Annotated in this window: 19 protein-coding genes and 1 pseudogene; 10 read left to right on the forward strand and 10 right to left on the reverse strand. The window is 68.4% G+C overall.

The genetic code is table 11. The annotated features are described in order from the left end of the window. Positions 1-35: 35 nt before the first annotated feature. The 7 genes and pseudogenes from QF030_RS03165 to QF030_RS03195 form a co-directional block, all read right to left on the reverse strand. A pseudogene (locus QF030_RS03165) lies at positions 36-337 on the reverse strand (winged helix-turn-helix domain-containing protein). A 123-nt stretch (positions 338-460) separates the two neighbouring features. Further along, complete coding sequence (locus QF030_RS03170; RefSeq protein WP_307161104.1) at positions 461-1,129, reverse strand: potassium-transporting ATPase subunit C; 669 nt, start codon at positions 1,127-1,129, stop codon at positions 461-463. Positions 1,130-1,134: 5 nt separating this feature from the next. After that, a complete protein-coding gene (gene kdpB / locus QF030_RS03175; RefSeq protein ID WP_307161105.1) occupies positions 1,135-3,300 on the reverse strand; it encodes a potassium-transporting ATPase subunit KdpB in 2,166 nt (721 codons plus the stop codon). Beyond that, entirely contained in the window at positions 3,297-4,961 is a 1,665-nt protein-coding gene (gene kdpA / locus QF030_RS03180; RefSeq protein WP_307161106.1) for a potassium-transporting ATPase subunit KdpA, read from the reverse strand. The genes kdpB and kdpA overlap by 4 nt, the downstream gene beginning before the upstream one ends. 8 nt (positions 4,962-4,969) lie before the next feature. Beyond that, positions 4,970-5,059 (reverse strand): K(+)-transporting ATPase subunit F, encoded by a 90-nt coding sequence (kdpF, locus tag QF030_RS03185; protein ID WP_046925563.1) that lies wholly within the window; start codon positions 5,057-5,059, stop codon positions 4,970-4,972. 292 nt (positions 5,060-5,351) lie between these two features. After that, complete coding sequence (locus QF030_RS03190; protein WP_307167852.1) at positions 5,352-5,525, reverse strand: hypothetical protein; 174 nt, start codon at positions 5,523-5,525, stop codon at positions 5,352-5,354. 106 nt (positions 5,526-5,631) lie between these two features. Beyond that, positions 5,632-5,946 carry a hypothetical protein gene (locus QF030_RS03195; protein ID WP_307161107.1) on the reverse strand — a complete coding sequence of 105 codons (315 nt, stop codon included), beginning with the start codon at positions 5,944-5,946 and terminating at the stop codon, positions 5,632-5,634. A gap of 637 nt (positions 5,947-6,583) precedes the next feature. On the opposite strand from QF030_RS03195, the gene QF030_RS03200 reads away from it, so the two are divergent. Further along, positions 6,584-7,573, forward strand: coding sequence for an ornithine cyclodeaminase family protein (locus QF030_RS03200; protein ID WP_307167451.1), 990 nt, complete (start codon positions 6,584-6,586; stop codon positions 7,571-7,573). Positions 7,574-7,627: 54 nt separating this feature from the next. Here the strand turns inward: QF030_RS03200 and QF030_RS03205 are convergent, their stop codons facing one another. Further along, positions 7,628-9,184 (reverse strand): AMP-binding protein, encoded by a 1,557-nt coding sequence (locus QF030_RS03205; RefSeq protein ID WP_307161108.1) that lies wholly within the window; start codon positions 9,182-9,184, stop codon positions 7,628-7,630. A gap of 200 nt (positions 9,185-9,384) precedes the next feature. Here QF030_RS03205 and QF030_RS03210 point away from each other — a divergent pair, with 200 nt between their 5' ends. Continuing rightward, positions 9,385-10,551: a TetR/AcrR family transcriptional regulator gene (locus QF030_RS03210; protein ID WP_307161109.1), complete on the forward strand. Its 1,167-nt coding sequence runs from the start codon at positions 9,385-9,387 to the stop codon at positions 10,549-10,551. Between the two features lie 77 nt (positions 10,552-10,628). Here QF030_RS03210 and QF030_RS03215 read toward each other — a convergent pair whose 3' ends face one another. Further along, entirely contained in the window at positions 10,629-11,837 is a 1,209-nt protein-coding gene (locus QF030_RS03215; RefSeq protein WP_307161110.1) for an oxygenase MpaB family protein, read from the reverse strand. Between the two features lie 256 nt (positions 11,838-12,093). Here QF030_RS03215 and QF030_RS03220 point away from each other — a divergent pair, with 256 nt between their 5' ends. From QF030_RS03220 to QF030_RS03250, 7 genes are all read left to right on the forward strand, one after another. After that, positions 12,094-13,719: a succinic semialdehyde dehydrogenase gene (locus QF030_RS03220; RefSeq protein ID WP_307161111.1), complete on the forward strand. Its 1,626-nt coding sequence runs from the start codon at positions 12,094-12,096 to the stop codon at positions 13,717-13,719. Next, positions 13,716-14,195 carry a DUF4334 domain-containing protein gene (locus tag QF030_RS03225; protein ID WP_307161112.1) on the forward strand — a complete coding sequence of 160 codons (480 nt, stop codon included), beginning with the start codon at positions 13,716-13,718 and terminating at the stop codon, positions 14,193-14,195. The genes QF030_RS03220 and QF030_RS03225 overlap by 4 nt, the downstream gene beginning before the upstream one ends. Next, positions 14,192-15,244, forward strand: coding sequence for an alcohol dehydrogenase catalytic domain-containing protein (locus tag QF030_RS03230; protein ID WP_307161113.1), 1,053 nt, complete (start codon positions 14,192-14,194; stop codon positions 15,242-15,244). The genes QF030_RS03225 and QF030_RS03230 overlap by 4 nt, the downstream gene beginning before the upstream one ends. A 45-nt stretch (positions 15,245-15,289) precedes the next feature. Next, positions 15,290-16,453, forward strand: a complete 1,164-nt coding sequence (locus tag QF030_RS03235; RefSeq protein WP_307161114.1) for an acyl-CoA dehydrogenase family protein — start codon at positions 15,290-15,292, stop codon at positions 16,451-16,453. Positions 16,454-16,571: 118 nt separating this feature from the next. Next, on the forward strand, positions 16,572-17,780 hold the full coding sequence (locus QF030_RS03240; protein ID WP_307161115.1) for an acetyl-CoA C-acetyltransferase: 1,209 nt from the start codon (positions 16,572-16,574) through the stop codon (positions 17,778-17,780). Positions 17,781-17,816: 36 nt separating this feature from the next. After that, complete coding sequence (locus QF030_RS03245; protein ID WP_307161116.1) at positions 17,817-19,979, forward strand: 3-hydroxyacyl-CoA dehydrogenase NAD-binding domain-containing protein; 2,163 nt, start codon at positions 17,817-17,819, stop codon at positions 19,977-19,979. Then, positions 19,972-20,967 (forward strand): NAD(P)H-dependent flavin oxidoreductase, encoded by a 996-nt coding sequence (locus QF030_RS03250; protein WP_307161117.1) that lies wholly within the window; start codon positions 19,972-19,974, stop codon positions 20,965-20,967. Before QF030_RS03245 ends, QF030_RS03250 begins: the two co-directional genes overlap by 8 nt. Positions 20,968-21,273: 306 nt before the next feature. Here QF030_RS03250 and QF030_RS03255 read toward each other — a convergent pair whose 3' ends face one another. Further along, positions 21,274-21,825, reverse strand: coding sequence for a YceI family protein (locus QF030_RS03255; RefSeq protein ID WP_307161118.1), 552 nt, complete (start codon positions 21,823-21,825; stop codon positions 21,274-21,276). Between the two features lie 394 nt (positions 21,826-22,219). On the opposite strand from QF030_RS03255, the gene QF030_RS03260 reads away from it, so the two are divergent. Continuing rightward, a complete protein-coding gene (locus tag QF030_RS03260) occupies positions 22,220-22,345 on the forward strand; it encodes a hypothetical protein (protein ID WP_307161119.1) in 126 nt (41 codons plus the stop codon). Positions 22,346-22,406: the final 61 nt, after the last annotated feature.

A 22,406-nucleotide genomic window follows, 5' to 3' on the forward strand; every position in this document is an offset into this window, starting at 1 on the left:
CTGCCCCGTATGCGGTTGGAGCGGTCGGGAGCGGGTCAGCTCTCGAAGCGGTAGCCCATGCCCGGTTCGGTGATCAGGTAGCGGGGGTGGGCCGGGTCCGCCTCCAGCTTGCGCCGCAGCGGCCATGTACACACGCAGATAGTTCGTTTTGTTGCTGTGCCGTCCATCTCCGGCAGCCCCAGATCGAGGAGGACCCCATCGGTCTTGCGGGCGGCGGCGAGCCGGAGCGCGGTGGCACCGTCGGGGCCCCGTCAACGCCGTACTGCCGCGCCCGCCTGTTGATCACGAGCGCCCGTACGAGCTGGGGGTCGTCCTCTACGACCGGTTCCCGGGTCATCGGTGTGCGCCTTTCCTGTGGCCCGGAGAGCCAGAAGATGCCGACCCATGTCAGGGGTGCGGGAGTTCACGGATCGGGAACGCGTCCAGGCCCGCCCACTCCCGCGTGGTGCGCGTAAGCCCATCAGCTCCTGGCCACGAGTTTCTTGAGCGCGACGTTGAGCTCGAGGACGTTGACGGTGGGCTCGCCCATGAAGCCCAGGATCCGGTCGTCCGTGTGTTCATCCACGAGCTTGTGGACCTGGGCGACGGACAGACCGTTCTTCTCGGCGATCCGGTGTACCTGGAGGTCGGCGTACGCCGGGGAGATGTCCGGGTCCAGGCCGGAGCCCGAGGAGGTGACGGCGTCGGCTGGTACGTCGGACGGCTCGACCTTGTAGTCCGTGGTCGAGTTGTCCTTGATGACCGCGGCCTTGGCGTCCTTGACCCACTTGATCAGGTCGAAGTTGTCACCGGAACGGTTGGTGGCGCCGGAGAGGATCAGTGTGTACCGGGTGTTGACGCTGTTGGTGCCCAGGCCGTTCCGAGGGCGCCCCTGGAACCATTTCAGGTCGGGCTCGGGGGTTTCCTGGCCTTTCTTCAGCGGCAGGTTGTACGCCTGGCCGATGAGCGAGGAGCCGACGACCTTGCCGTCCGCCTTGATCTCGGAGCCGTTCGCCTTGCCGGGGAACAAGCCCTGGGCGACGCCGGTGACGGCGAGCGGGTAGAGGATGCCCGTCACCACGGTCAGCACGAGGAGGGCGCGCAGGCCGGCCCAGAGCAACCGGGCAGTGTTCGTAACCGAGTGGTTCATGGCGGTCAGCCGATCCCGGGGATGAGTGAGATGAGCAGGTCGATGATCTTGATGCCTATGAAGGGTGCGATCAGCCCGCCCAGGCCGTAGATCGCGAGGTTGCGGCGGAGCATCTTGTCCGCGCTGACCGGCCGGTACCGCACGCCGCGCAGGGCGAGCGGGACCAGCGCAATGATGATCAGCGCGTTGAAGATGACTGCGGACAGGATCGCGGAGTCGGGCGAGGACAGGCTCATGATGTTCAGCTTGTCCAGGCCCGGGTAGACGGCCGCGAACAGCGCCGGGATGATCGCGAAGTACTTCGCGACGTCGTTGGCGATGGAGAAGGTGGTGAGCGCGCCCCGGGTGATGAGGAGTTGCTTGCCGATTTCGACGATCTCGATGAGCTTGGTGGGGTTGGAATCGAGGTCGACCATGTTGCCGGCTTCCTTGGCGGCCGACGTACCCGTGTTCATCGCCACGCCGACGTCGGCCTGCGCGAGCGCGGGTGCGTCGTTCGTGCCGTCGCCGGTCATCGCGACGAGCTTGCCGCCGGCCTGCTCGCGCTTGATGAGGGCCATCTTGTCCTCGGGGGTGGCCTCCGCGAGGAAGTCGTCGACGCCGGCCTCCTCGGCGATCGCCTTCGCCGTCAGCGGGTTGTCGCCCGTGATCATGACGGTCTTGACGCCCATGCGGCGCAGTTCGTCGAACCGCTCGCGCATGCCCTCCTTGACGACGTCCTTGAGGTGGATCACGCCCAGCACCCGGGCCCTGTCGGCGTCCTCGATCGCCACCAGCAGCGGTGTGCCGCCCGCCTCGGAGATGGAGTTGGAGATGGTGTCGGCGTCGTCTGCGACGGTGCCGCCCTGCTCCTGGACCCAGGTGAGCACCGAACCGGTGGCCCCCTTGCGGACCTTGCGGGCGGTGCCGTCTTCGGTGAGGTCGACACCGGACATGCGGGTGTGCGCGGTGAAGGCGATCCACTCTGCCTGCGCCGGCTCGCCCTGGTGACGCTCGCGCAGCCCGTACTTCTCCTTCGCCAGGACGACGATGGAGCGGCCCTCGGGCGTCTCGTCGGCCAGCGACGACAACTGGGCGGCATCGGCCAGCTCGGCCTCGGTCGTGCCGGCTACCGGTACGAACTCGGCGGCCTGCCGGTTGCCGAGCGTGATGGTGCCGGTCTTGTCGAGCAGCAGGGTCGACACGTCGCCGGCGGCCTCGACCGCCCTGCCCGACATGGCCAGTACGTTGCGCTGCACCAGCCGGTCCATACCGGCGATGCCGATCGCGGAGAGCAGGGCGCCGATCGTGGTCGGGATCAGGCAGACGAGGAGGGCCACCAGCACGACCATGGTCAGATGCGTGCCCGCGTAGTCCGCGAACGGCGGCAGGGTGGCCACCGCGAGCAGGAAGACGATCGTCAGCGAGGCAAGCAGGATGTTCAGCGCGATCTCGTTGGGCGTCTTCTGGCGTGCGGCGCCCTCGACCAGGTTGATCATCCGGTCGATGAAGGTCTCACCCGGCTTCGTCGTGATCTTGATGACGATGCGGTCGGACAGCACCTTCGTGCCGCCGGTGACGGCCGAGCGGTCGCCGCCGGACTCGCGGATGACCGGAGCCGATTCACCGGTGATCGCCGACTCGTCCACGGATGCCACGCCCTCGACGACGTCACCGTCGCCGGGGATGATGTCACCCGCCTCGCAGACGACCAGGTCGCCGATGCGCAGCTCGGTGCCGGGCACCTGCTCCTCGGCCCTGCTGTCCTGGGACAGCCGGCGCGCCACGGTGTCCGTCTTGGCCTTGCGCAGGGTGTCCGCCTGGGCCTTTCCGCGGCCCTCGGCGACCGCCTCCGCAAGGTTGGCGAAGATCACGGTGAGCCAGAGCCAGGCGCTGATCGCCCAGCCGAACCAGTCGCCCGGGTCCTTGAACGAGAACACCGTCGTCAGGACCGAGCCGATGAGCACCACGAACATGACAGGTGACTTGACCATCACCCGCGGGTCGGTCTTGCGCAGAGCGTCCGGCAGCGACCTGACCAACTGCGTGGGGTCGAAAAGGCCCGCGCCGACCCGGCCTTCGCCGGTCTTGTGACCGGTGGGTGCGCCCTGGTGGGGGGCGAGCGTCGGAGTCGAGGTGGACATGGTGTCCTGCTTCTGTGCGTCGTCGTGCTTCTTGATGTCGCTGGTCATGACGCCAGCCCTTCAGCGAGCGGCCCCAGCGCCAGCGCTGGGAAGTACGTCAGACCGGTGATGATCAGAATTGCACCCACCAACAGCCCGGTGAACAGCGGCTTCTCGGTACGCAGCGTGCCCACGGTGGCCGGCACCGGCTGCTGCTCGGCCAGCGAACCGGCCAGCGCCAGCACGAACACCATCGGCAGGAAACGCCCGAACAGCATCGCGATGCCGATCGTGGTGTTGAACCACTGCGTGTCCGCGTTCAGACCGGCGAAGGCCGAGCCGTTGTTGTTGGCGCCCGAGGTGTACGCGTACAAGATTTCGGAGAAACCGTGCGCGCCCGGGTTGGTCATCGAGTTGCCGGGCGTCGGGAGCGCCATCGCCGCCGCGGTGAAGATGAGCACCAGTGCCGGTGTGATGAGGATGTAACAGGCCGCGAACTTGATCTCGCGGGTGCCGATCTTCTTGCCCAGGTACTCGGGCGTGCGGCCGACCATCAGACCCGCGATGAACACCGCGATGATCGCCATGATCAGCATGCCGTAGAGGCCGGAGCCCACGCCGCCGGGCGCGATCTCGCCGAGCTGCATGCCCAGCAGATTCAGCCCGCCGCCGAGACCTGTGTTGGACGAGTGGAAGGAGTCCACCGCACCGGTCGAGGTGAGCGTCGTGGAGACCGAGAAGATCGACGAGGCACCGATGCCGAAGCGGGTCTCCTTGCCCTCCATCGCCCCGCCCGCGATCTCGAACGCCGGGCCGTGGTGGGCGAACTCGGTCCACCACATCAGGCAGATGAAGCCGACCCAGATGGTCGCCATCGTGGCGAGGATCGCGTAGCCCTGGCGCAGCGAGCCGACCATCCGGCCGAAGGTCCGCGTCAGCGCGAACGGGATCAGCAGGATCAGGAAGATCTCGAAGAGGTTGGAGAACGCGTTGGGGTTCTCGAAGGGGTGGGCGCTGTTGGCGTTGAAGTAACCGCCGCCGTTGGTGCCCACCTCCTTGATGGCCTCCTGCGAGGCGACCGCGCCGCCGTTCCACTCCTGCGAGCCGCCCATGAACCGGCCCACGGAGTGAATCCCGCAGAAGTTCTGAATGGCACCGCAGGCCACGAGCACGATCGCAGCGATCACGGAGAGCGGCAGCAGGATGCGTATGACACCGCGCGCCATGTCGGCCCAGAAGTTGCCCAGCTCACCGGTGCGGGAGCGGGCGAATCCTCGTACGAGTGCCACCGCGACGGCGAGACCGACGGCGGCGGAGAGGAAGTTCTGCACCGTAAGGCCGCCGGTCTGCACGACGTGGCCCATGGCCTGCTCGCCGTAATACGACTGCCAGTTGGTGTTCGACACGAAGGATGCGGCGGTGTTGAACGCCTGGTCCGGGTCGATCGAGGAGAAGCCGAGCGAGCCGGGCAGGCTGCCCTGCACGCGCTGCAACAGATACAGGAAGAGAACACTCACCGCGGAGAAGGCGAGGACACCGCGCAGATAGGCGGGCCAGCGCATATCGGTGTTCGGGTCGGCGCCGATGCCCTTGTAGATCCACTTCTCGACACGCAGGTGTCTGTCGGAGGAGTAGGCCCGGGCCATGTAGTCGCCGAGGGGGCGGTATGCCAGGGCCAGCGCCGCGATCAGCGCGAGCAACTGGAGCACACCGGCGAGGACGGGGCTCATATCAGGACTCAGAACCTCTCCGGGAACACCAGGGCGAGGACGAGATAGCCCAGCAGGGCGACGGCCACGATCAGGCCGACGATATTCTCGACGGTCACAGCTTCGTCACCCCCTTGGCGACGAGGGCCACCAGCGCGAAGACCGTGATGGTGGTGACGACGAAGGCCAGGTCGGCCATCGCGAGCTCCTAGATGAGGATCGGATCGAACGGACGACTAGAGGAAAGCGCCTCGCTGGCCGGATTCGGCGGGCGTTGACGCCTTCCATACGGTGGCCCGTACGCTTTTGACGGAACCCATATGCCGGAGTCCACCGCGGGTGCCGGACCAGCTCCTTTCGGGAACGCCGACGGCCCGCACCGGTGAGGTGCGGGCCGTTCGGGCGCAGAGGTCAGGAGATGTGGAACCGCAGCCGGTAGATCACCGCGTCCGTGTCCGGTCGTACGGCATACGCGACGAGCGCGCCCCGCTGGTTCTGCAGCAGCCGCCGCCACAGCCGATCCGGCTCGACCTCGGCGATCTGGACGTGACGCGAGTGCCGGGCCCGGCGATTCCCCGTACGCATCTGGGCACGCGGACCGCTGTGACAGGCGCGGCTGCGTCTTCCTTGGCACACCGTCACAGCAGCTGCCTTCATTGCCTGGCTCCGGACACGACCCCTCAGCCAGGGCTTACGGTGTGCCGCCTCCGTTCCGCTCACCACCGCCGAGCTGACCCACCATCATGACGAGGAGACCGGCAAGGATGATCACGGCGCCGATCAGCGTTCCCAAGGGCCGGACGCCGGAATCGCTGATCAGCAATCCGAAGACCAGCTGCCAGCACAGCGCGAAGGCCAGTACCAGCTGACCCCAGCCATAGATGCGGGGGGCGCGTATATGGCGCCGGTTCATGGGAAGCACCCAGCCCCTGGTAACCGCCGCAACGCCGGAGACAGCGATGAGCAGCGCCACCAGGACAAGAGGCGCGGCCAGGTACAGCTTCACGTTTTCTCCCTGCGTACCCGGCGCACACCCGACGACAACGTGATCATGACATCCACTGCATCACGCGTCCAGACCACGACGATGCGGTGCTCGGATAGTCGGCCGCACCCTTATGACGCCTCCTCACCGGCGCCGGCGGCGACTTCCTTCGCTGCCAGGTTCACGCCGACGGCGGCCCGACCCGGCGCCGGCGACGCTGCGACAGGCTGCATGACATGCGCAGTGCGCCATTCGGCCCCATCCTGAGAAGCGGCACCATCGGCTCCACGGGCCGACCGCCTCCGGGAGGTCCTGTGATCCTGCTCGCCCTGCTCGTGCCCGCCCTGATGCTGGCATTCCTCTGCGCCATGGACGCGCTCGAGGATCACCTCTTCCCCCGCCCGGCAACCGCAGACGACGCGAGACCCCCAGCCGACGACATACCAACCCGCTCCCCCTGAGCACCCACGACTCCGTTGCAGATCGGCCAGTCAGCCGAGGCGGGTGCCGCAGCCGACTCGAGGACGCGACTACGGTGCCCGTGCCTGCTCAGTCCGAAGGGCGGCAGAAGACACGCCCCGGGCCGACCGCCGCTGCGTGCCGCGACTGCGGCTGCGGGGTCGCTAGCCGAATGATCGGCAACAGGAGGTTGAGGCGCATGCTCGTTCTGAGCCGCTCGCAGGTCGAGTCCCTGCTCGATGTGGATGCGCTGATCGATGCCTTGGCGTCGGCGATGGCAGACCTCAGTGCGGGCCGCGCCTCGGTACCCACCCGTGTCGCCGCCCTGGTGCCCGAACGCGATGGATTTTTGGCGGCCATGCCGGGCTTTCTGCCGTCGGCCGGGATGCTCATGACCAAGCTGGTGTCGCTCTTTCCCCACAATGACGGGACACGGCTGCCTACCCATCAGGCGCTGATCATGGCCTTTGATCCGGACACCGGTGAGCCCACGGCCCTGCTGGACGGTACGGCCATCACCGCGGCCCGGACCGGCGCCTGCTCCGCACTGTCGGCGCGGCTGCTGGCCCGCGAGGACGCCACCGTGCTGGCGGTGCTGGGCACCGGCGTGCAGGCCCGTTCCCACGCCCGCGCGATCTGCCGGGTTCGCCCGATCCGGCACATCCGCGTGGCCGGCCGGGACCCGGCGAAAGCCGCTGCCCTGGCCGAGGAACTCTCCGACGCCCTGGAGGCCGACGTGCAGGCCGTGTCCGGCTACGCCGAGGCGCTCGACGGCGCGGACATCGCCGCCGCGACGACGCACACCGTCGACCCCGTGATCCGCCGCCCCTGGCTGACACCTGGGGTCCACATCACGTCCGTGGGGTACAACCCGGCCGGCCGTGAGATCGACGACGCCACGGTCGCCGAGGCGCTGGTGTGCGTCGAATCCCGCCAGGCCGTCCTTGCCCCGCCCCCCGCGGGCAGCAACGATCTGCTCACCCCGATCCGCGACGGCCTCATCACAGCCGATCACGTGCACGCCGAGCTGGGCGAACTCATCGCCGGCAGCAAAGCGGGGCGCACTGCGCCGGACCAGATCACCCTCTACAAGTCCGTCGGTGTGGCCGTGCAGGATGCCGCAGCCACGGCCCTGGTCGTCGCGTCCGCCCGCGAGCAATCGATCGGTGAGGAGATCACTCTGCCGTGATGCCGCTGCCAACACGGGAAGGGAGGTGCAGCGACGTGCTCCGAAGGAATGGCCCTACATCACTCCGTGGATGAGCTTTCCCTTGACGACCTTTCCCCCGGCGTTACGCGGGAGGCCGGTAACCACCACCAGGTCCTTGGGCATCTTGAAGGAAGCCAGCCGCCCGTCGAGGAAGTCGGTGAGCTGGGTCAGCGACAGGGTGGCCCCGGGCGCCACCGTGGCGAACGCGACCGGCACCTGTCCCCAGCGCTCGTCGGTGCGACCGACCACCGCGATCTCGAGGACCGAGGGGTGCTCGGCGATGGCGTTCTCCAGCTCGGCGCAGTAGATATTCTCACCGCCGCTGATGATCATGTCCTTCTTGCGGTCGACGACCCAGACGAAGCCGTCCTCGTCCTGCTTGACCAGGTCGCCGGAGTGGAACCACCCTCCGTGGAAGGCTTCCGCTGTCTCCCGGGGCTTGTTCCAGTACCCCCGAGTCACCGTGGGGCCGCGGTAGACGATCTCGCCCACCTCACCGGCCGGCACGTCGTTCATGGCCGTGTCGACGACCCGGTACTGGATGGTCGGGATGGGCCGGCCCACCGATCCCAGCTTGCGCAGCGAGTCCTGGCCGCGCAGGACGCAGGAGATCGGCGACGTCTCGGTCTGTCCGAACACCGCTACGTTCAGCGCCTCGGGAAAGCTCCTGCTCATGGCGCGGAGGGTCGCGTCGCTCGCGGGGGCGGCCCCCCAGCTGATGACACGCAGCTTCAGGTCGCGTTCGCCGATGCCTGGCTCGGCGCAGATCAGGTCCCATTGCTGCGGTACGTTGAAGACGATGGTGGCGCCCTCACGTTCATAGGCGTCGAGCACGGCCTTGGGGTCGAAGGCCCCGAGTGGGTGGATCACCACCGTGCCGCCGACCAGGATGTTCGCGACGATCGACCCCAGCCCCGCGATGTGGAAGAACGGGGCGGTGAGGAAGCCGACATCGGAGTCGTCGAAGATTTCCATCGCCTGGAGGCAGGTGATTGCCTGCACCTGCATGTTTCGGTGGGAGAGCATCACCCCCTTCGGCCGCCCCGTAGTTCCCGACGTGTACATGATCAGGGCAGTGGACTCCTCGCTGACGTCCGGGAGCTCCATCGGCGGGTGCCCGGCCAGAAAGCCTTCGTAGGTGGCATACCGCCCGCCGGCGTCACCGGGCTCACCGATGACGATCACCGTGCCGATGGAGTCGATCGCCGGGACGTCGCGGAGTCGGGGCAGCAATTGCGCGTCGACCACGATCGCGGACGGTGTGCAGTCGGACAGGATGCAGTCGAGCTCCGGCGGCGCGAGCCGGAAGTTGAGCGGAACCGCCATGGCCCCAAGGCTGTTCGCGGCGAAGACGCTCTCTACGAACCACGGGTGATTCAGGGTGAGCATGGCCACCCTGTCCCCCTCACGCACGCCGCGGTCGGCGAGCGCGGCGGCCAGTCGCAGCGAGCGACTGGAGAGCTGGGCCCAGGTCGTGGTGACCCCGAGGTATCGCAAGGCGGGCTTGTCGGGCCGCATCATCGCGTGGGTGGCCGCGTGCGCCATCCAGTGGTGACGGAAGGAACAGGCGGGAGCCGTATCCGTGGACATGCCACTCCTTGCACTCGGGGACGGGCGACATTATGCCTGCGAAGCAGCCGCTCAAGAAGGACTTTGTTAATCAAAAATCACATAGATGTGAATCATTGATCACGTGATGCCCGGCCCCCCTTCTTGGCGGCTTCTGACCCTGGGGCGCCCTGTGATTGACTTGCACGCATGGCTCTGTCCCCGTACACCTCACCCCCTCGGTGAGCGCCGATCCGCTCGTGGCCGCGCGGCCACGCAACCGCAGACAGCTCATCTCCGAGGCGGCCGGCCGCGTGTTCAGCCAGCGCGGATATCACGCGGCGTCCATGGAGGAGATTGCCGCCGAGGTGGGTATCAGCGCGGCGGCCCTGTACCGGCATTTCCCCAACAAGTACGCGCTGTTCGCCGAGTGCGCGAACACCATGGTGGACCGGCTGGTCGGAGCGCTCGACGGGGTGCCACCCGAGGCGGACCTGGCAGACTTGCTGCGCGCCGTCACCCGTGTCGCCGTGACCCATCGCGCCTCGGGCGGACTGTACCGGTGGGAGGCCCGCTACCTCGACCACGAGGACCGACGGCTCCTGCGGGCGAAGTTCGCGCGTGTAGTGGGAAGGGTGACAGAGGCGGTACGCCGCGAGCACGCGACACCGTCAGCGGAGCTGTGTGCCGTGGCGGCGCTCGGAGTGATCGGATCCATCACGACGCATCACGTCTCCATCGCCCAGCGCCGGGCCGAGAGTGCCCTGCTGGCGTCCGCCCTGAGCGTGGCCGCGACCGACCCCGCGCCGGGGGTGGACGGACCGCGCTCCGTTGAACCGCCCGCCCGCCCGGTGCCACGCACTCGGCGCGCGGAGATCCTGGCCGCCGCCATCCCGTTGTTCGCGAGGGACGGGTTCGCCAAGGTCACCAACGGACAGATCGCGGAGGCGGTCGGACTGGTTCCGTCCGCGATCTACCGGCACTACCCCACCAAAATGGACATCCTGGTGGCAGCATGCCTGCAGGCCGCGGAACTGCTCACCCAGGCGGTCGACCAGAGCCTCGAGGGAACCGACGACCCGCACGACGCCTTGGTCGCGCTGACGGCCACCTACGTGGCCTACAGCTTCGAGCACACCGCGCTCACCAGCGTCGCCGAGGCCGAGGTCGTCGGCCTGCCAGACCGTCTGCGCCAGCCACTGATCCGCGCGCAGCGCGACCACATCGCCGTGTGGGAACAGCAACTGCTCATGGTGAGAACAGAGTTGGACCCACGGCAGGCGCGCCTGCTGGTGCACGCGGGCTTCGGCGTCGTGGTCGAAACCGGCCGCAGACTGCACTGGCAGGACACCCCTGAGAACCGCAGCTCCGTCACCGCCCTGGTCATCGCGGCCTTCGGCCTGGGATAGCGGCGACTTCCGGTGCGCCGGGCAGGTGGCACTCCGCGATCCGCCAGGACGGCCGCGAGGCGGAGTCTCCGACCGGCTCAGGCCCCGGGCCGGTTGGCGGCGGGGAGGGTGATCGGGGTCTGTGTCGGAGAGGTCCCGTTGTTCAGGAACATCATCGCGACGCCGCGTACGAACTGGTCGAACAGGTAGATGCCGTCCGGGACGATGGGTGAGAGACCCTCTCGGAACGCGACGTAGGTCGGCCAGGCGGCCTGGATCAGACCTCGCGACACCCAGTCGCGCGGCAGACCCAGCCAGTCGGCGCACTTGTCACCGATCAGGTAGCGGACCATCTCGTTGACGAACCCGGTGGTCAGCCCCAGGGTGGCGTCCTCGATGTACCCGAGCAACGCCTTGGTCAGACTGATGCCCTCGACCGTCGGCGAGACGATCGGCCACAGCATCTGGTCCGCCTGCTTATGCGCTTCGGCCCAGCTGGCAGGGATGAACTGGCGCTGCACACCGAGCAGATGGAGAGCGACCTGCCAGGCGTGCAGGTCGGCTGCCTCTTCCTTGGCCGAGAGCTTGATGCCCCATTTCTTCATGTTGTCGTACGCGACGGTGGCCACGGAGTGGAAGGTGACCAGGATGTCACCGTTACTGATCGGCTTCGGCTGGTCCGCTGTCTCCATGAAGCGCGGTGAGGTCACCAGCAGGTTGCGGACCACCGAGTGCACCAGGCGCGTCTTGTTGGCGCTCACGATGAAGTACCCCGAGGGCTGCCAGGCCGTCGGACTGTGCAGGTCGTACCCGAAGGTGAAGGTCTTGGCCGCGCGGTCCTTCATGTTGGCACCGCCGGCCGACCAGTAGACCGCCCTGGCCTCCCGCGGGATCACGGTGCTGAGAATCCCGCTGCCCAGGCTCTCCGAAACGAACAGGTAGCTGTTCAGACGCTTGTAGAGCTTCTCGGACGCGGCGAGCAGCTCGGGGTCGGCCCACGAGGGGAGTTGGTTGACCCCCCTCAGGTACTCGGTCAGGTAGCCGGGCATGCCGGACGGCAGAGCGTCCTTGTTGCGGACCCACGAGTCCCAGGCCCTGTTGACCGAGGGGATCGAGCCGTCGGCGAGGAGCCGCGCCGCGACGTCGTCCGCGTCCGGGTCCCAGACCTGGAACGGGTCGGTGACCGTGTCGGTTCCGGCGATCGAGCCCGCCGAGGACCATGACCAGGCGCTCGGGGTGCTCGTAACGCTCGCGAGGCCCAGTATGGCGCCGATCGACAGGGCGCGCCTTCGAGTGAGATCTTCCATTTACTTCCCTACCTTCCACGCGGTCGGACGGCACCTCGCAGAAGCGCACGTGGTGCCAACTTCAAGCAGGTCACACGGTTGTCCTGTGATGTGATTTTTGATTAACATAACGATGCGTTCAGTCGTCGGCAAGACCTGTGCACGCGCTAAAACGCTGTCTCCGCCCGGCACCGTCGGCGTCGCAGTCGCGCGGGCCGTGACGGCACCGGACCGACCAGACCCACGCACCTGCCAGGCCCCCTCACTAGGAGCCCTCATGAGCACGGAGCAGGACCCGATGCACGCGCCTTCACCCACGGTGGTGACCGACTCGCGCCCCCTGTGGGTGACCGACGAACTGATCAGACATTGGTGTGCGTGGGTGCACCGGGACGAGACCTGCCGGGAGCCGCGCGCGGCGGAACCCCTGACCGCGCTCGCACCGTTCGACCTGTCGCCGGTCGCGCCCGTTCCCTCCTGTGTTCCGCAGGATGTGGAGTCCGCGGCCGCCGCGTCCGCGGCCGCCCAGCGACAGTGGGCGCGAACGCCGGTCGCACGGCGCGCTGAGATCGTGCTCGCCTTTCACGACCTGCTCCTCGACCGGCAGCACCAGGTGCTCGACCTGATCCAGTGGGAGACGGGGAAGGCCCGCTACCACGCCTGGCAGGAGGTGGCGCAGGTAGCGACCCTGGCCCGGCACTACGCGCGCCGCGCCGGCCGGTACCTGGCCGGCCGCCGGGTGCGGGGGATGGTCCCCGGGCTGACGAGGGTGAAGCAGTTGCGGGTCCCCAGGGGCGTGATCGGGGTCGTCTCGCCGTGGAACTACCCGCTCTACCTCGGGGTGGGTGACGTGCTCCCGGCACTGCTCGCCGGGAACGGCGTGGTCTCCAAGGCCGACCCCCAGGCCGCACTGACCCTGCTCTGGACGAGAGCCCTGTTGCACGAGGCGGGCTTGCCGGCCGGCCTGTGGCGGATCGTTGCCGGTGACGGAGCCGTGGTGGGTACCGCCCTGGTCGACGCGGTCGACTTCGTCTGCTTCACCGGATCGACCGCCACCGGTCGGACCGTCGCCGAACGCGCCGCCCGGCGGCTGATCGGCGCCTCCCTCGAGCTCGGGGGGAAGAATCCACTCATCGTGCGCGAGGACGCCGATGTCGCCGCAGCGGCGGCCGGCACGGCCGTGGCCGTGTTCGCGAACACCGGGCAGATGTGCATTCACGTCGAACGCGTCTACGCGCATGAGAAGGTGTACGACGCCTTCCGCGACGAACTGGTCCGGGTGACCGAGTCGCTGCGGCTGGGAAGGTCGTACGACTACGCCTCCGACCTCGGTTCGCTGGTCTCGGCGGCACAGCTCGCGGCGGTCGAGGCCCACGTCGACGACGCCGTCGCGAAGGGGGCCAAGGTACTCACGGGCGGCCGGGCGCGTCCCGACATCGGGCCGCTGTTCTACGAGCCCACGGTCCTTGAGGACGTCACCCCGGAGATGGACGTCTGCGCCCTGGAGACCTTCGGACCGGTCGTCTCGCTGTACCGGTACACGACGGACGACGAGGCGCTGAGCCTGGCCAACCGGGGGGCCTATGGCCTGTCCGCGTCGATCTGGTCCAAGAACACCCGCGAAGCCGCCCGGATGGCCGGCCTGATTCGCTCCGGATCGGTGAACATCAACGACGGTGCGGCCGCCGCGGCGGGAAGCATCGAGGCCGAGATGGGCGGAATGGGCGACAGCGGACTCGGCCGCCGGCACGGGGCGGAGGGCATCCGCAAGTACACGGAGACACAGACGGTCGCCGTCCAGCGCCTCATACCTCTCGGGCCCCCGGCCGGGCAGTCGGCGCAGAGCTTCGTACGCCGGACCAACGGCCAGCTGGCCCTGCTGCGTCGGCTGCGTGTGCGATGAGCGGCGGCACGCCTCCCGTGCGGGAGCGGTGGAACGCCCTGCGGGCCACGGCGGGCCCGGTCGACCCGGACGCGCTCGATGCCTTGTGGGCCGACCTCGAGACGGTCGATGCCTCGTCAATCCTCGGCTCCTGGCGGGGCTTCGCCTTCCCGACCGGCCATCCCGTGGAACGGGTACTCGCCCGCAGCCGGTGGCACGGCAAGCGGTTCGTCGCGCTGGACGACGCCAAACCGTTGATCTGCCGCGCGGATGACGGTGGTCTCTACTCCGACACCACGTCGGGCCTGGGCGAGGCCAGCCTCTGGAACATCGAGTTCCGTGGCGAGGTGACCGCCACCATGGCGTACGACGGTATGCCGGTCTTCGACCACTTCAAGCGGGTGGACGACACGACTCTCCTGGGCGTGATGAACGGCAAGGCTGCTGCGATGTCCGACAGCGGTCACCTCTTCTACTTCGGCCTGGAACGCGAATGAGGGTCTCCGCAGTCCTTTCGCGCGGCGGGGCCCCCAGCGAACTCGTCGACGCCGAACTGGACGACCCGCGGTCCGACGAAGTGATCGTCCGGATCGAGGCGGTCGGCGTGTGCCACACGGATCTCGTCACCCGGCAGTGGCTCGGCGAGCGCCCGGCCGTCCTCGGCCACGAGGGGTGCGGCACCGTCGTACACCTGGGTTCAGCTGTCAAGGAGCTCGCGGTCGGGAACCGGGTCGTGGTCTCCTTCGCCTCGTGCGGCGGATGCGCCCAGTGCCGGGCCGGCCTTCCGGGTTACTGCGCATGGGCTACCGCGCTCAACGGTTCGGGGCGGCGTCTCGACGGTTCGCCGACGATACGCGTACGGGGAGAGCCCGTCTTCGGATCCTTCTTCGGACAGTCGTCCTTCGCCACGGCCGCGTTGGCCGACGCCCGCTCCTGCGTTCCCGTCGGTGACGTCCCCCCGGAGGCGATCGCGCCGCTGGGGTGCGGGTTCCTGACCGGAGCGGGCGCGGTGCTCAATGTCCTGCGCCCCCGGCACGGCGACCGTCTCCTGGTCCTCGGGGCCGGCGGCGTGGGCTCGGTCGCCGCCCTCACCGCCCTCTCGGAAGGCGTCGAGGTCGTGGTGGCGGAGCCGGTCCCGGCCCGGCGCACGCTCCCCAAGCAGTGTGGTGCCACGGTCGTCGCCTCGCTGGACGAGCCGATGCCGTCAGTGACCCATGTACTCGACACCACGGGCCGGCCGGAGTCGATCGCCCGCGCGCTCACCCTGCTCCAGCCGTGCGGTGTGCTCGCCCTGATCGGACTCGGTCCCGCCGAGGTCTGCCTCGACGTGCGGTCCCTGATGATGCGCGGGCTCCAGATACGCGGCTGCGTGGAGGGCGACGCCGATCCCGCAGTGCTCATCCCCCACCTGATCCAGCGATACCAGCGCGGTCTGCTACCCCTCGACCGCCTGGTGACCACTTACCCGCTGGCCGACCTCGACCGGGCGGTGGCCGACCAACGGGCCGGCCTGACAACCAAGCCGGTGCTCCTGCCGGGCGGCTGACCGCACGTACTTCCACTTACCCGAGAGTCTGAAACAGGAGTCCTGATGACCGATGTGACCTCCGCCAAGCGGTCGCTCTACGAGGAGGAGCACGAGCTGCTCCGGGAGACGGCCCGCGCCTTCGCCGACAAGCACGCAGCTCCGCACGCCGAGCGCTGGCGGACCGAGGGCAAGGTCGGCCGCGAGCTCTTCGAGGAGGCTGCCCGGGCCGGGATCCTGGGCTTCAACATCCCCGAGGAATACGGCGGCGGGGGTGTCACCGACTACCGCTTCAACGCGGTGATCGGTGAGGAGTTCTCCCGCCACCCCGCGGCGGACGGCCTCGCGGCGGTGACGCTGTCCAACGACATCGTGGTGCCCTACTTCACCGACCTGACCAACGACCGGCAGAAGGCCCGCTGGCTTCCGGGTATCGCCGCCGGAGAGCTCGTCGTCGCGGTGGCGATGACCGAGCCCGGGACCGGCAGCGACCTGGCCGGGATCGCCACCACCGCCATCCGCGACGGGGACGATTATGTGGTCAACGGCAGCAAGGTCTTCATCTCCAACGGCCAGAACGCCGACCTCATCGTCACCGCGGTCAGGACCGGTCCGGACCGCCACGGCGGCATCAGCCTGCTGGTGATCGAGGCCGACCGTCCGGGATTCGCACGAGGCCGCAATCTGGAGAAGGTCGGGCTGCACGCGCAGGACACCAGCGAGCTGTACTTCCAGGACGTGCGGGTACCCGCCGCCCACCTGCTGGGTGAGGAGGGCTCGGGATTCGAGTCCCTGCTGCGCAATCTCCCGCAGGAGCGGATCTCGATCGCCGCCAACGCCGTGGCTTCCATCGAGGGAGTGCTGGAGCGGACCCTGGACTACGTCAAGGGACGCAAGGCGTTCGGCCGGCCGATCGGCACCTTCCAGAACACCCGCTTCCAGCTGGCCGAAATGGTCACGACAGCCCGGGTAGGCCGCGTGTACCTGGACGAACTGCTCACCCGGCACTCGCGCGGCGAACTCACCGCGGTGGACGCGGCATCCGCGAAGTTCTGGGCCACCGAGCACTACGTCGACATCGTCGGACGCTGTCTTCAACTCCACGGCGCCTACGGCTACATGCTGGAGTACCGCATCGCCCATGACTACCTCGACTCCAGGATCACCACCATCTACGGCGGCACCACCGAGATCATGAAGGAGATCGTCGGCCGCGACCTGGGCCTGTAGTTCGCCGCGGTTCTCCATTCGGGGTTGCGGGAGCCCTCCCCCGCCGAGCTTCCCGGTGTCCCGCGCAGCGGTATCCGACTCCTTCTGGGCAACGTCCCGTCCCAAGAAAGGGAGCGTCATGTCCGACGCCTACATCTACGACGCCGTCCGGACGCCACGCGGCAAGAATCGCGGCGGCGCCCTCCACGGCACCAAGCCGGTCGATCTGGTCGTGGGCCTGATCCACGCGGTCCGGGAACGCAACCCCACCCTCGACCCGGACCGGATCGACGACATCGTGCTCGGTGTCGTCTCCCCCGTGGGCGAGCAGGGCGGTGACATCGCCCGCACCGCCTCCATGGTCGCCGGGCTGCCCGACACCGTGGCCGGCGTCCAGGTCAACCGCTTCTGCGCCTCGGGGCTGGAAGCCGTCAACCTCGCGGCCCAGAAGGTCGCCTCCGGCTACGAGAGCCTCGTTCTCGCGGGCGGTGTCGAATCGATGTCCCGGGTCCCGATCGGCTCGGACGGCGGCGCCTACGCACAGGACCCCACCACCGCGTACGACGCGTACTTCGTCCCCCAGGGCATCGGCGCCGACCTGATCGCGACCATCGAGGGCTTCAGCCGCGAGGACGTCGACGCCTACGCCGCCCGCTCGCAGGAACGGGCCGAGACCGCCTGGCGGGAAGGCCGGTTCGGCAAGTCGGTCGTGCCCGTGCGCGACCTCAACGGCGTCCTGGTGCTCGACCACGACGAGCACCGCCGACCCGGTACCACCGTGGAGAAACTCGCGGCCCTCTCCCCCTCCTTCACCGCCGCCGGCGCACAGGCGGGCTTCGACGCGGTCGCGCTGCAGAAGTACCACCACCTGGAGCGGATTCACCACGTCCACCACGCCGGCAACAGTTCGGGCATCGTCGACGGCGCGGCGCTGACCCTGATAGGCAACCGGGAGATCGGTGAGCGTCTCGGACTCGTCCCTCGCGCCCGGATCGTGGCGACCGCCGTCACCGGTGCGGATCCCACCATCATGCTCACCGGGCCGACCCCCGCGACCAGGAAGGTTCTGGCGAAGGCAGGATTGACGACCGAGGACATCGACCTGTTCGAGCTCAATGAAGCCTTCGCCGCGGTCGTCATGAAGTGGCAACGAGACTTCAAGATCCCCGACGACAAGGTCAACGTCAACGGCGGAGCCATCGCGCTGGGCCATCCGCTGGGTGCCACCGGGGCCATGATCCTCAGCACCGTACTGGACGAGCTCGAGCGTACCGGCGGACGCCGGGGCCTCGCGACGCTGTGCGTGGGTGCCGGGATGGGCATCGCCACCGTAATCGAACGCCTCTGACGCCTGGGCCATCGCTTACCGAATGGGAGCCACGACATGTCCGGATCCGCCATCACTTACGCACGGGACGCCGAAAGGGTCGTCACACTTCTCCTGGACGACCCCTCCTCATCGGTCAACACCATGAACGACGCCTTCATGACCGGACTGGAGGAGTCCGTTCCACGACTGGAGGCTGAGCGGAACGAGATCGCCGGGGTGCTGCTCATGTCCGCCAAGAAGACCTTCTTCGCGGGGGGTGACCTGAACCGGCTGAGCGCGGGCAGTGCCGACAAGGCGGCCGAGGAGACGGCCTACATCAACCGGATGAAGGGACTTATGCGCAGGCTGGAACGCCTGGGCAAGCCGGTCGTCGCGATACTGAACGGCACCGCTCTGGGCGGTGGCCTGGAGGTCGCCCTCTGCGCACACCACCGGATCGCCACCGACACGCCCGGCAGCCGCTTCGGTCTGCCGGAAGTGAGTCTCGGACTGCTCCCTGGCGGCGGCGGCATCACCCGCACCGTCCGCATGCTGGGCCTGCACAAGGCGCTCTCCGACGTGATCCTGCCCGCGCGGGAGTTCAGCCCCCGGGCAGCTCTGGCGCTGGAGCTGATCGACGAGGTCGTCGAGGACGCCGGGCAGGCCGAGGCGAAGGCACGGGCTTGGATCGCCGAGCACCCCGAAGCGGTACAGCCGTGGGACGCCAAGGGCTTCGAACTGCCGGGCGGAGACGTGCAAAGCCCGGGAATCTCCGCTTCCCTGCCCGCGTTGGCCGGCCTGCTGCGCAAGCAGACCAAGGGAACACCGATGCCCGCGCCGCGGGCCGCCCTGGCCGCCGCCGTCGAGGGGGCCCGCCTCGACTTCGACACGGCCTCGCTGGTCGAGACCCGCTACCTGGTCAGCCTGATCACCAGCCAGATCACCAAGAACATGATCAAGGCGTCCTTCTTCGACCTGCGCCGTATCACCTCGGGCGCGAGCCGGCCGGAGGGCTTCGAGCGCTTCACCGCACGCAAGGTCGGGGTCGTCGGCGCAGGAATGATGGGCGCGGGGATCGCCTACGTGAGTGCGAAGGCCGACATCGACGTCGTCCTCAAGGACGTCACGACCGTGGCCGCGGAGAAGGGCAAGGACTACGCGCGCGGCCTTGAGGCGAAGGCAGTGACGGCCGGAGGAAAGAGCCAGGAGAGGGCCGACGCGCTCCTCGGCCGGATCGCAACGACCTCCGAGGCCGCCGACTTCACCGGAGTGGACTTCGTCATCGAAGCGGTCTTCGAGTCGGCACCGCTCAAGCAGCAGGTCTTCCAGCAGATCCAGGACATCGTCGAGCACGACGCAGTGCTCGGATCCAACACCTCGACCCTGCCCATCACCCTGCTGGCCAAAGGCGTCGCACGGGAACGCGACTTCATCGGCATCCACTTCTTCAGCCCGGTCGACAAGATGCCGCTGGTCGAGATCGTCCGTGGCGAGCACACCAGCGACGAGACTCTCGCCAAGGTCTTCGACTACGTCCTGCAGATCGGCAAGATCCCCATCGTCGTCAACGACTCGCGCGGCTTCTTCACCTCCCGCGTGATCGGTTGCTTCATCGCCGAAGCCGTCGCCGCCGTGGGCGAGGGAGTCGAACCGGCCAGCGTCGAACAGGCCGCGCTCCAGGCCGGGTACCCGGCGGGCGCACTCCAGCTGCTGGACGAGCTGACGCTGTCGCTGACACAGAGGATCCGCATCGAGACGCGCACGGCCGAGGAGGCCGAGGGCCGGACCTGGGTGGCCCATCCTTCGGAGGACGTCGTGGACTGGATGCTGGAACAGGGCCGCATCGGTCGGCGCGAGCGCGCCGGCTGGTACGACTACGACGACTCCGGCAAACGGCTCGGCATCTGGCCCGGCGTCCGCGACCGCTACGGCTCGGGCCGGTGCGTACCGCCGCTCAGGGATCTCCAGGAACGCATGCTCTTCGCCGAGTCCCTCGAGGCCATCGACTGCCTCGACAGCGGAGTGCTGACCAGTGTGGCCGACGCCAACGTCGGATCCATCCAGGGCATCGGCTTTCCCGCGTGGACCGGCGGGGTCCTGCAGTACGTCAACCAGTACGAGGGCGGTCTGCCCGGGTTCGTCGCCAGGGCCCGAGAGTTGGCCTCGGCCTATGGCGCCCGGTTCATCCCGCCGAGCTCACTGGTCGAGCGTGCCGAACGCGGTGAGATCTATGAGTGAGGCCGCACCGTCCGCGCCCCGGCTGCGGACGAGGTTCACGGAGCTCCTGGGCATCGAGTACCCCGTCGTACAAGGCGGGATGATGTGGGTGGGCCGGGCGGAACTGGCCGCCGCCGTCTCGGAGGCCGGCGGCCTCGGCATCGTCACCGCGCTCACCCAGCCCAGCCCGGCAGAGCTCGCCCGCGAGATCGAGCGCACCCGCAAGCTCACCGACAAGCCGTTCGGCGTCAACCTCACCATCCTGCCGACGATCACACCACCGCCTTACGACGAGTACCGGCGCGCGATCGTCGACTCCGGGGTCACGATCGTCGAGACCGCCGGGTCGAGTCCTGAACCGCACATGGAGTTCTTTGCCGAGCACAACGTGCGGGTGATCCACAAGTGCACAAGTGTCCGGCATGCCGTCAAGGCCGAACGGCTGGGCGTGGCGGCGGTCTCGATCGACGGCTTCGAGTGCGCGGGGCACCCCGGCGAGGACGACGTCCCCGGTCTGGTACTGATCCCCGCGGCCGCCGACGCGCTCACGATCCCGTTCATCGCCTCAGGCGGATTCTGCGACGGCAGGGGGCTCGCTGCGGCACTCGCGCTCGGCGCGGACGGGGTCAACATGGGCACACGCTTCCTGTGCTCGGCGGAGGCGCCGGTCGCCGAATCGGTCAAGCAGCGGATCATCGACGCCTCCGAACTCGACACCCGTCTCATCTTCCGGCAACTGCGCAACACCGCTCGGGTGGCCCGCAACGCGGTCAGCGACGAGGTCGTCCGTATCCTGGCCGACGGGGGTACCTTCCCCGATGTCCAGCCACTGGTTACCGGTGCACGAGGACGCCTCGTCTTCGAGGACGGTGACCTCGACGCCGGAATCTGGTCCGTCGGCCTCTCCCAGGGGTTGGTGCGCGACATCGCACCGGCGGGGGATCTCGTGCGGCGAATCGTCAGCGAGGCACGGGAAGTGACTCTGCGCATGACCGAGCATCTGGCCTGACGGCCGCGTAACCGCCGCCGCGTCAAGGGCGAGAGGATGCCGCCCCTGGCCTGGTACAGGTTCCAGGTCAGGGGCGGTCCGGCCCCACGTCGTCGAACTTGAGGGATCGGGGAGTCAGGCCGAGCGACGCCGCTGCCTAACCGCTATTCGCCCAAACTGCTCCGGCAGGTACTGCGGCGGCACCTGGACGCTGGACGCCCTCCGTGTCGGCAGCCGACCCCGACCGACGCGTTCAGTGCGCACGTTCGGAGACAGGGAAACGATGCGCCCGTGGTCCAGTCGTGCGATCCATCGGACAGGCCCTAGCTAGCTCTGCTTGATCGCGGAGATGTCGAACTCCAGGACGATCTTGTCGCTTACCAGCACGCCGCCACCTTCCAGGGCCGCGTTCCAGGTCACGCCGAACTCCTTGCGGGAGATGGTCACCGATCCCTCCAGTCCTACCCGCAGGTTGCCGTAGGGGTCGACGGCGTTGCCGGTGTACTCGAAGTCGATGGTGACCGGACGGGTGGTGTCCTTGACGGTGAGGTCGCCGGTGACGCGGTACTCGGTGTCGGAGCGGGGCTCGACCGCGGTCGAGCGGAAGGTGATGTCGGGGAAGGTGGGGGCGTCCAGGAAGTCGTTGGTGCGCAGGTGCTGATCGCGCTGTTCGACGCCGGTGTCGATGCTCTCGGTCTTGATCACCACCTGGGCGGTGGATCGGGTCGGATCCGTGCCATCCAGATGGATGGTGCCCTCGAACTGGTGGAATACGCCGCGGACCTTGGTCACCATGGCGTGGCGGGCGACGAAGCCGATCTGGGTGTGGGCGGGGTCGAGAACGTAGTCCCCGGTGAGTTCGGGCTTGGCGACGGTCATGTCGAGGTGCCTCCGTAAGACGGGATCCAGGCGACGGTATGTCCGGATCATTCCGGACTTACGCTATGGCGCGACCGCTTCGTGGTCCGGCTGGACGCACGGAGCGACGGAGCGACGGAGCGACGGAGTAGACCCCACCCGGCGACCTCGGGCCATCGGCTTGCATGACCGTGCATCGTTGACGCCCGCCTCACCAACGGCGCGGACGTCACCGTCACCGAACCGCCCGGCGCCCGCCAGGTCCCGCCGAGCGCGGCGGGAGAACTGAAGGTCTCCGGCGTCCGGCATTGTCGGGCCCCTCCAGCACCGCTACGCCTACGTCGGCTCCGACCTCCAGGACCTCTACGGCGTCCGGCCCGCCGCGAAGGCGCCCTCGCTCGCGGACGCCGCCTACGTGGCGAGGGCTACCGGCAGCGACATCGTGCGCGCCTTCCTGTTCGACACCAGCGGTACCCACCAGAAGCAGATAGCCGGCAAGCTGCGCCACATGGGGGCGCACGGCTACCGTCCGGAACTCTGACGGACGCCGCCAACCTGGCGCACTGCGCGGCCGATGACCATGTGTCGCGGCCGGCGAGCGG

Origin of the sequence: Streptomyces rishiriensis (genome assembly GCF_030815485.1) — a bacterium.
GTDB lineage: Bacteria > Actinomycetota > Actinomycetes > Streptomycetales > Streptomycetaceae > Streptomyces > Streptomyces rishiriensis_A.

Excerpts from the sequence above, each read along its gene's own strand:
- QF030_RS03220 (WP_307161111.1), top strand. The coding sequence starts at position 12,094 with ATGAGCACGGAGCAGGACCCGATGCACGCGCCTTCACCCACGGTGGTG.
- QF030_RS03205 (WP_307161108.1), bottom strand. The coding sequence starts at position 9,184 with ATGTCCACGGATACGGCTCCCGCCTGTTCCTTCCGTCACCACTGGATG.
- QF030_RS03190 (WP_307167852.1), bottom strand. The coding sequence starts at position 5,525 with ATGCGTACGGGGAATCGCCGGGCCCGGCACTCGCGTCACGTCCAGATC.
- QF030_RS03200 (WP_307167451.1), top strand. The coding sequence starts at position 6,584 with ATGCTCGTTCTGAGCCGCTCGCAGGTCGAGTCCCTGCTCGATGTGGAT.
- QF030_RS03230 (WP_307161113.1), top strand. The coding sequence starts at position 14,192 with ATGAGGGTCTCCGCAGTCCTTTCGCGCGGCGGGGCCCCCAGCGAACTC.
- QF030_RS03170 (WP_307161104.1), bottom strand. The coding sequence starts at position 1,129 with ATGAACCACTCGGTTACGAACACTGCCCGGTTGCTCTGGGCCGGCCTG.
- QF030_RS03245 (WP_307161116.1), top strand. The coding sequence starts at position 17,817 with ATGTCCGGATCCGCCATCACTTACGCACGGGACGCCGAAAGGGTCGTC.
- QF030_RS03250 (WP_307161117.1), top strand. The coding sequence starts at position 19,972 with ATGAGTGAGGCCGCACCGTCCGCGCCCCGGCTGCGGACGAGGTTCACG.
- kdpB (WP_307161105.1), bottom strand. The coding sequence starts at position 3,300 with ATGACCAGCGACATCAAGAAGCACGACGACGCACAGAAGCAGGACACC.
- QF030_RS03235 (WP_307161114.1), top strand. The coding sequence starts at position 15,290 with ATGACCGATGTGACCTCCGCCAAGCGGTCGCTCTACGAGGAGGAGCAC.
- QF030_RS03215 (WP_307161110.1), bottom strand. The coding sequence starts at position 11,837 with ATGGAAGATCTCACTCGAAGGCGCGCCCTGTCGATCGGCGCCATACTG.
- QF030_RS03240 (WP_307161115.1), top strand. The coding sequence starts at position 16,572 with ATGTCCGACGCCTACATCTACGACGCCGTCCGGACGCCACGCGGCAAG.
- QF030_RS03225 (WP_307161112.1), top strand. The coding sequence starts at position 13,716 with ATGAGCGGCGGCACGCCTCCCGTGCGGGAGCGGTGGAACGCCCTGCGG.
- kdpA (WP_307161106.1), bottom strand. The coding sequence starts at position 4,961 with ATGAGCCCCGTCCTCGCCGGTGTGCTCCAGTTGCTCGCGCTGATCGCG.
- QF030_RS03255 (WP_307161118.1), bottom strand. The coding sequence starts at position 21,825 with ATGACCGTCGCCAAGCCCGAACTCACCGGGGACTACGTTCTCGACCCC.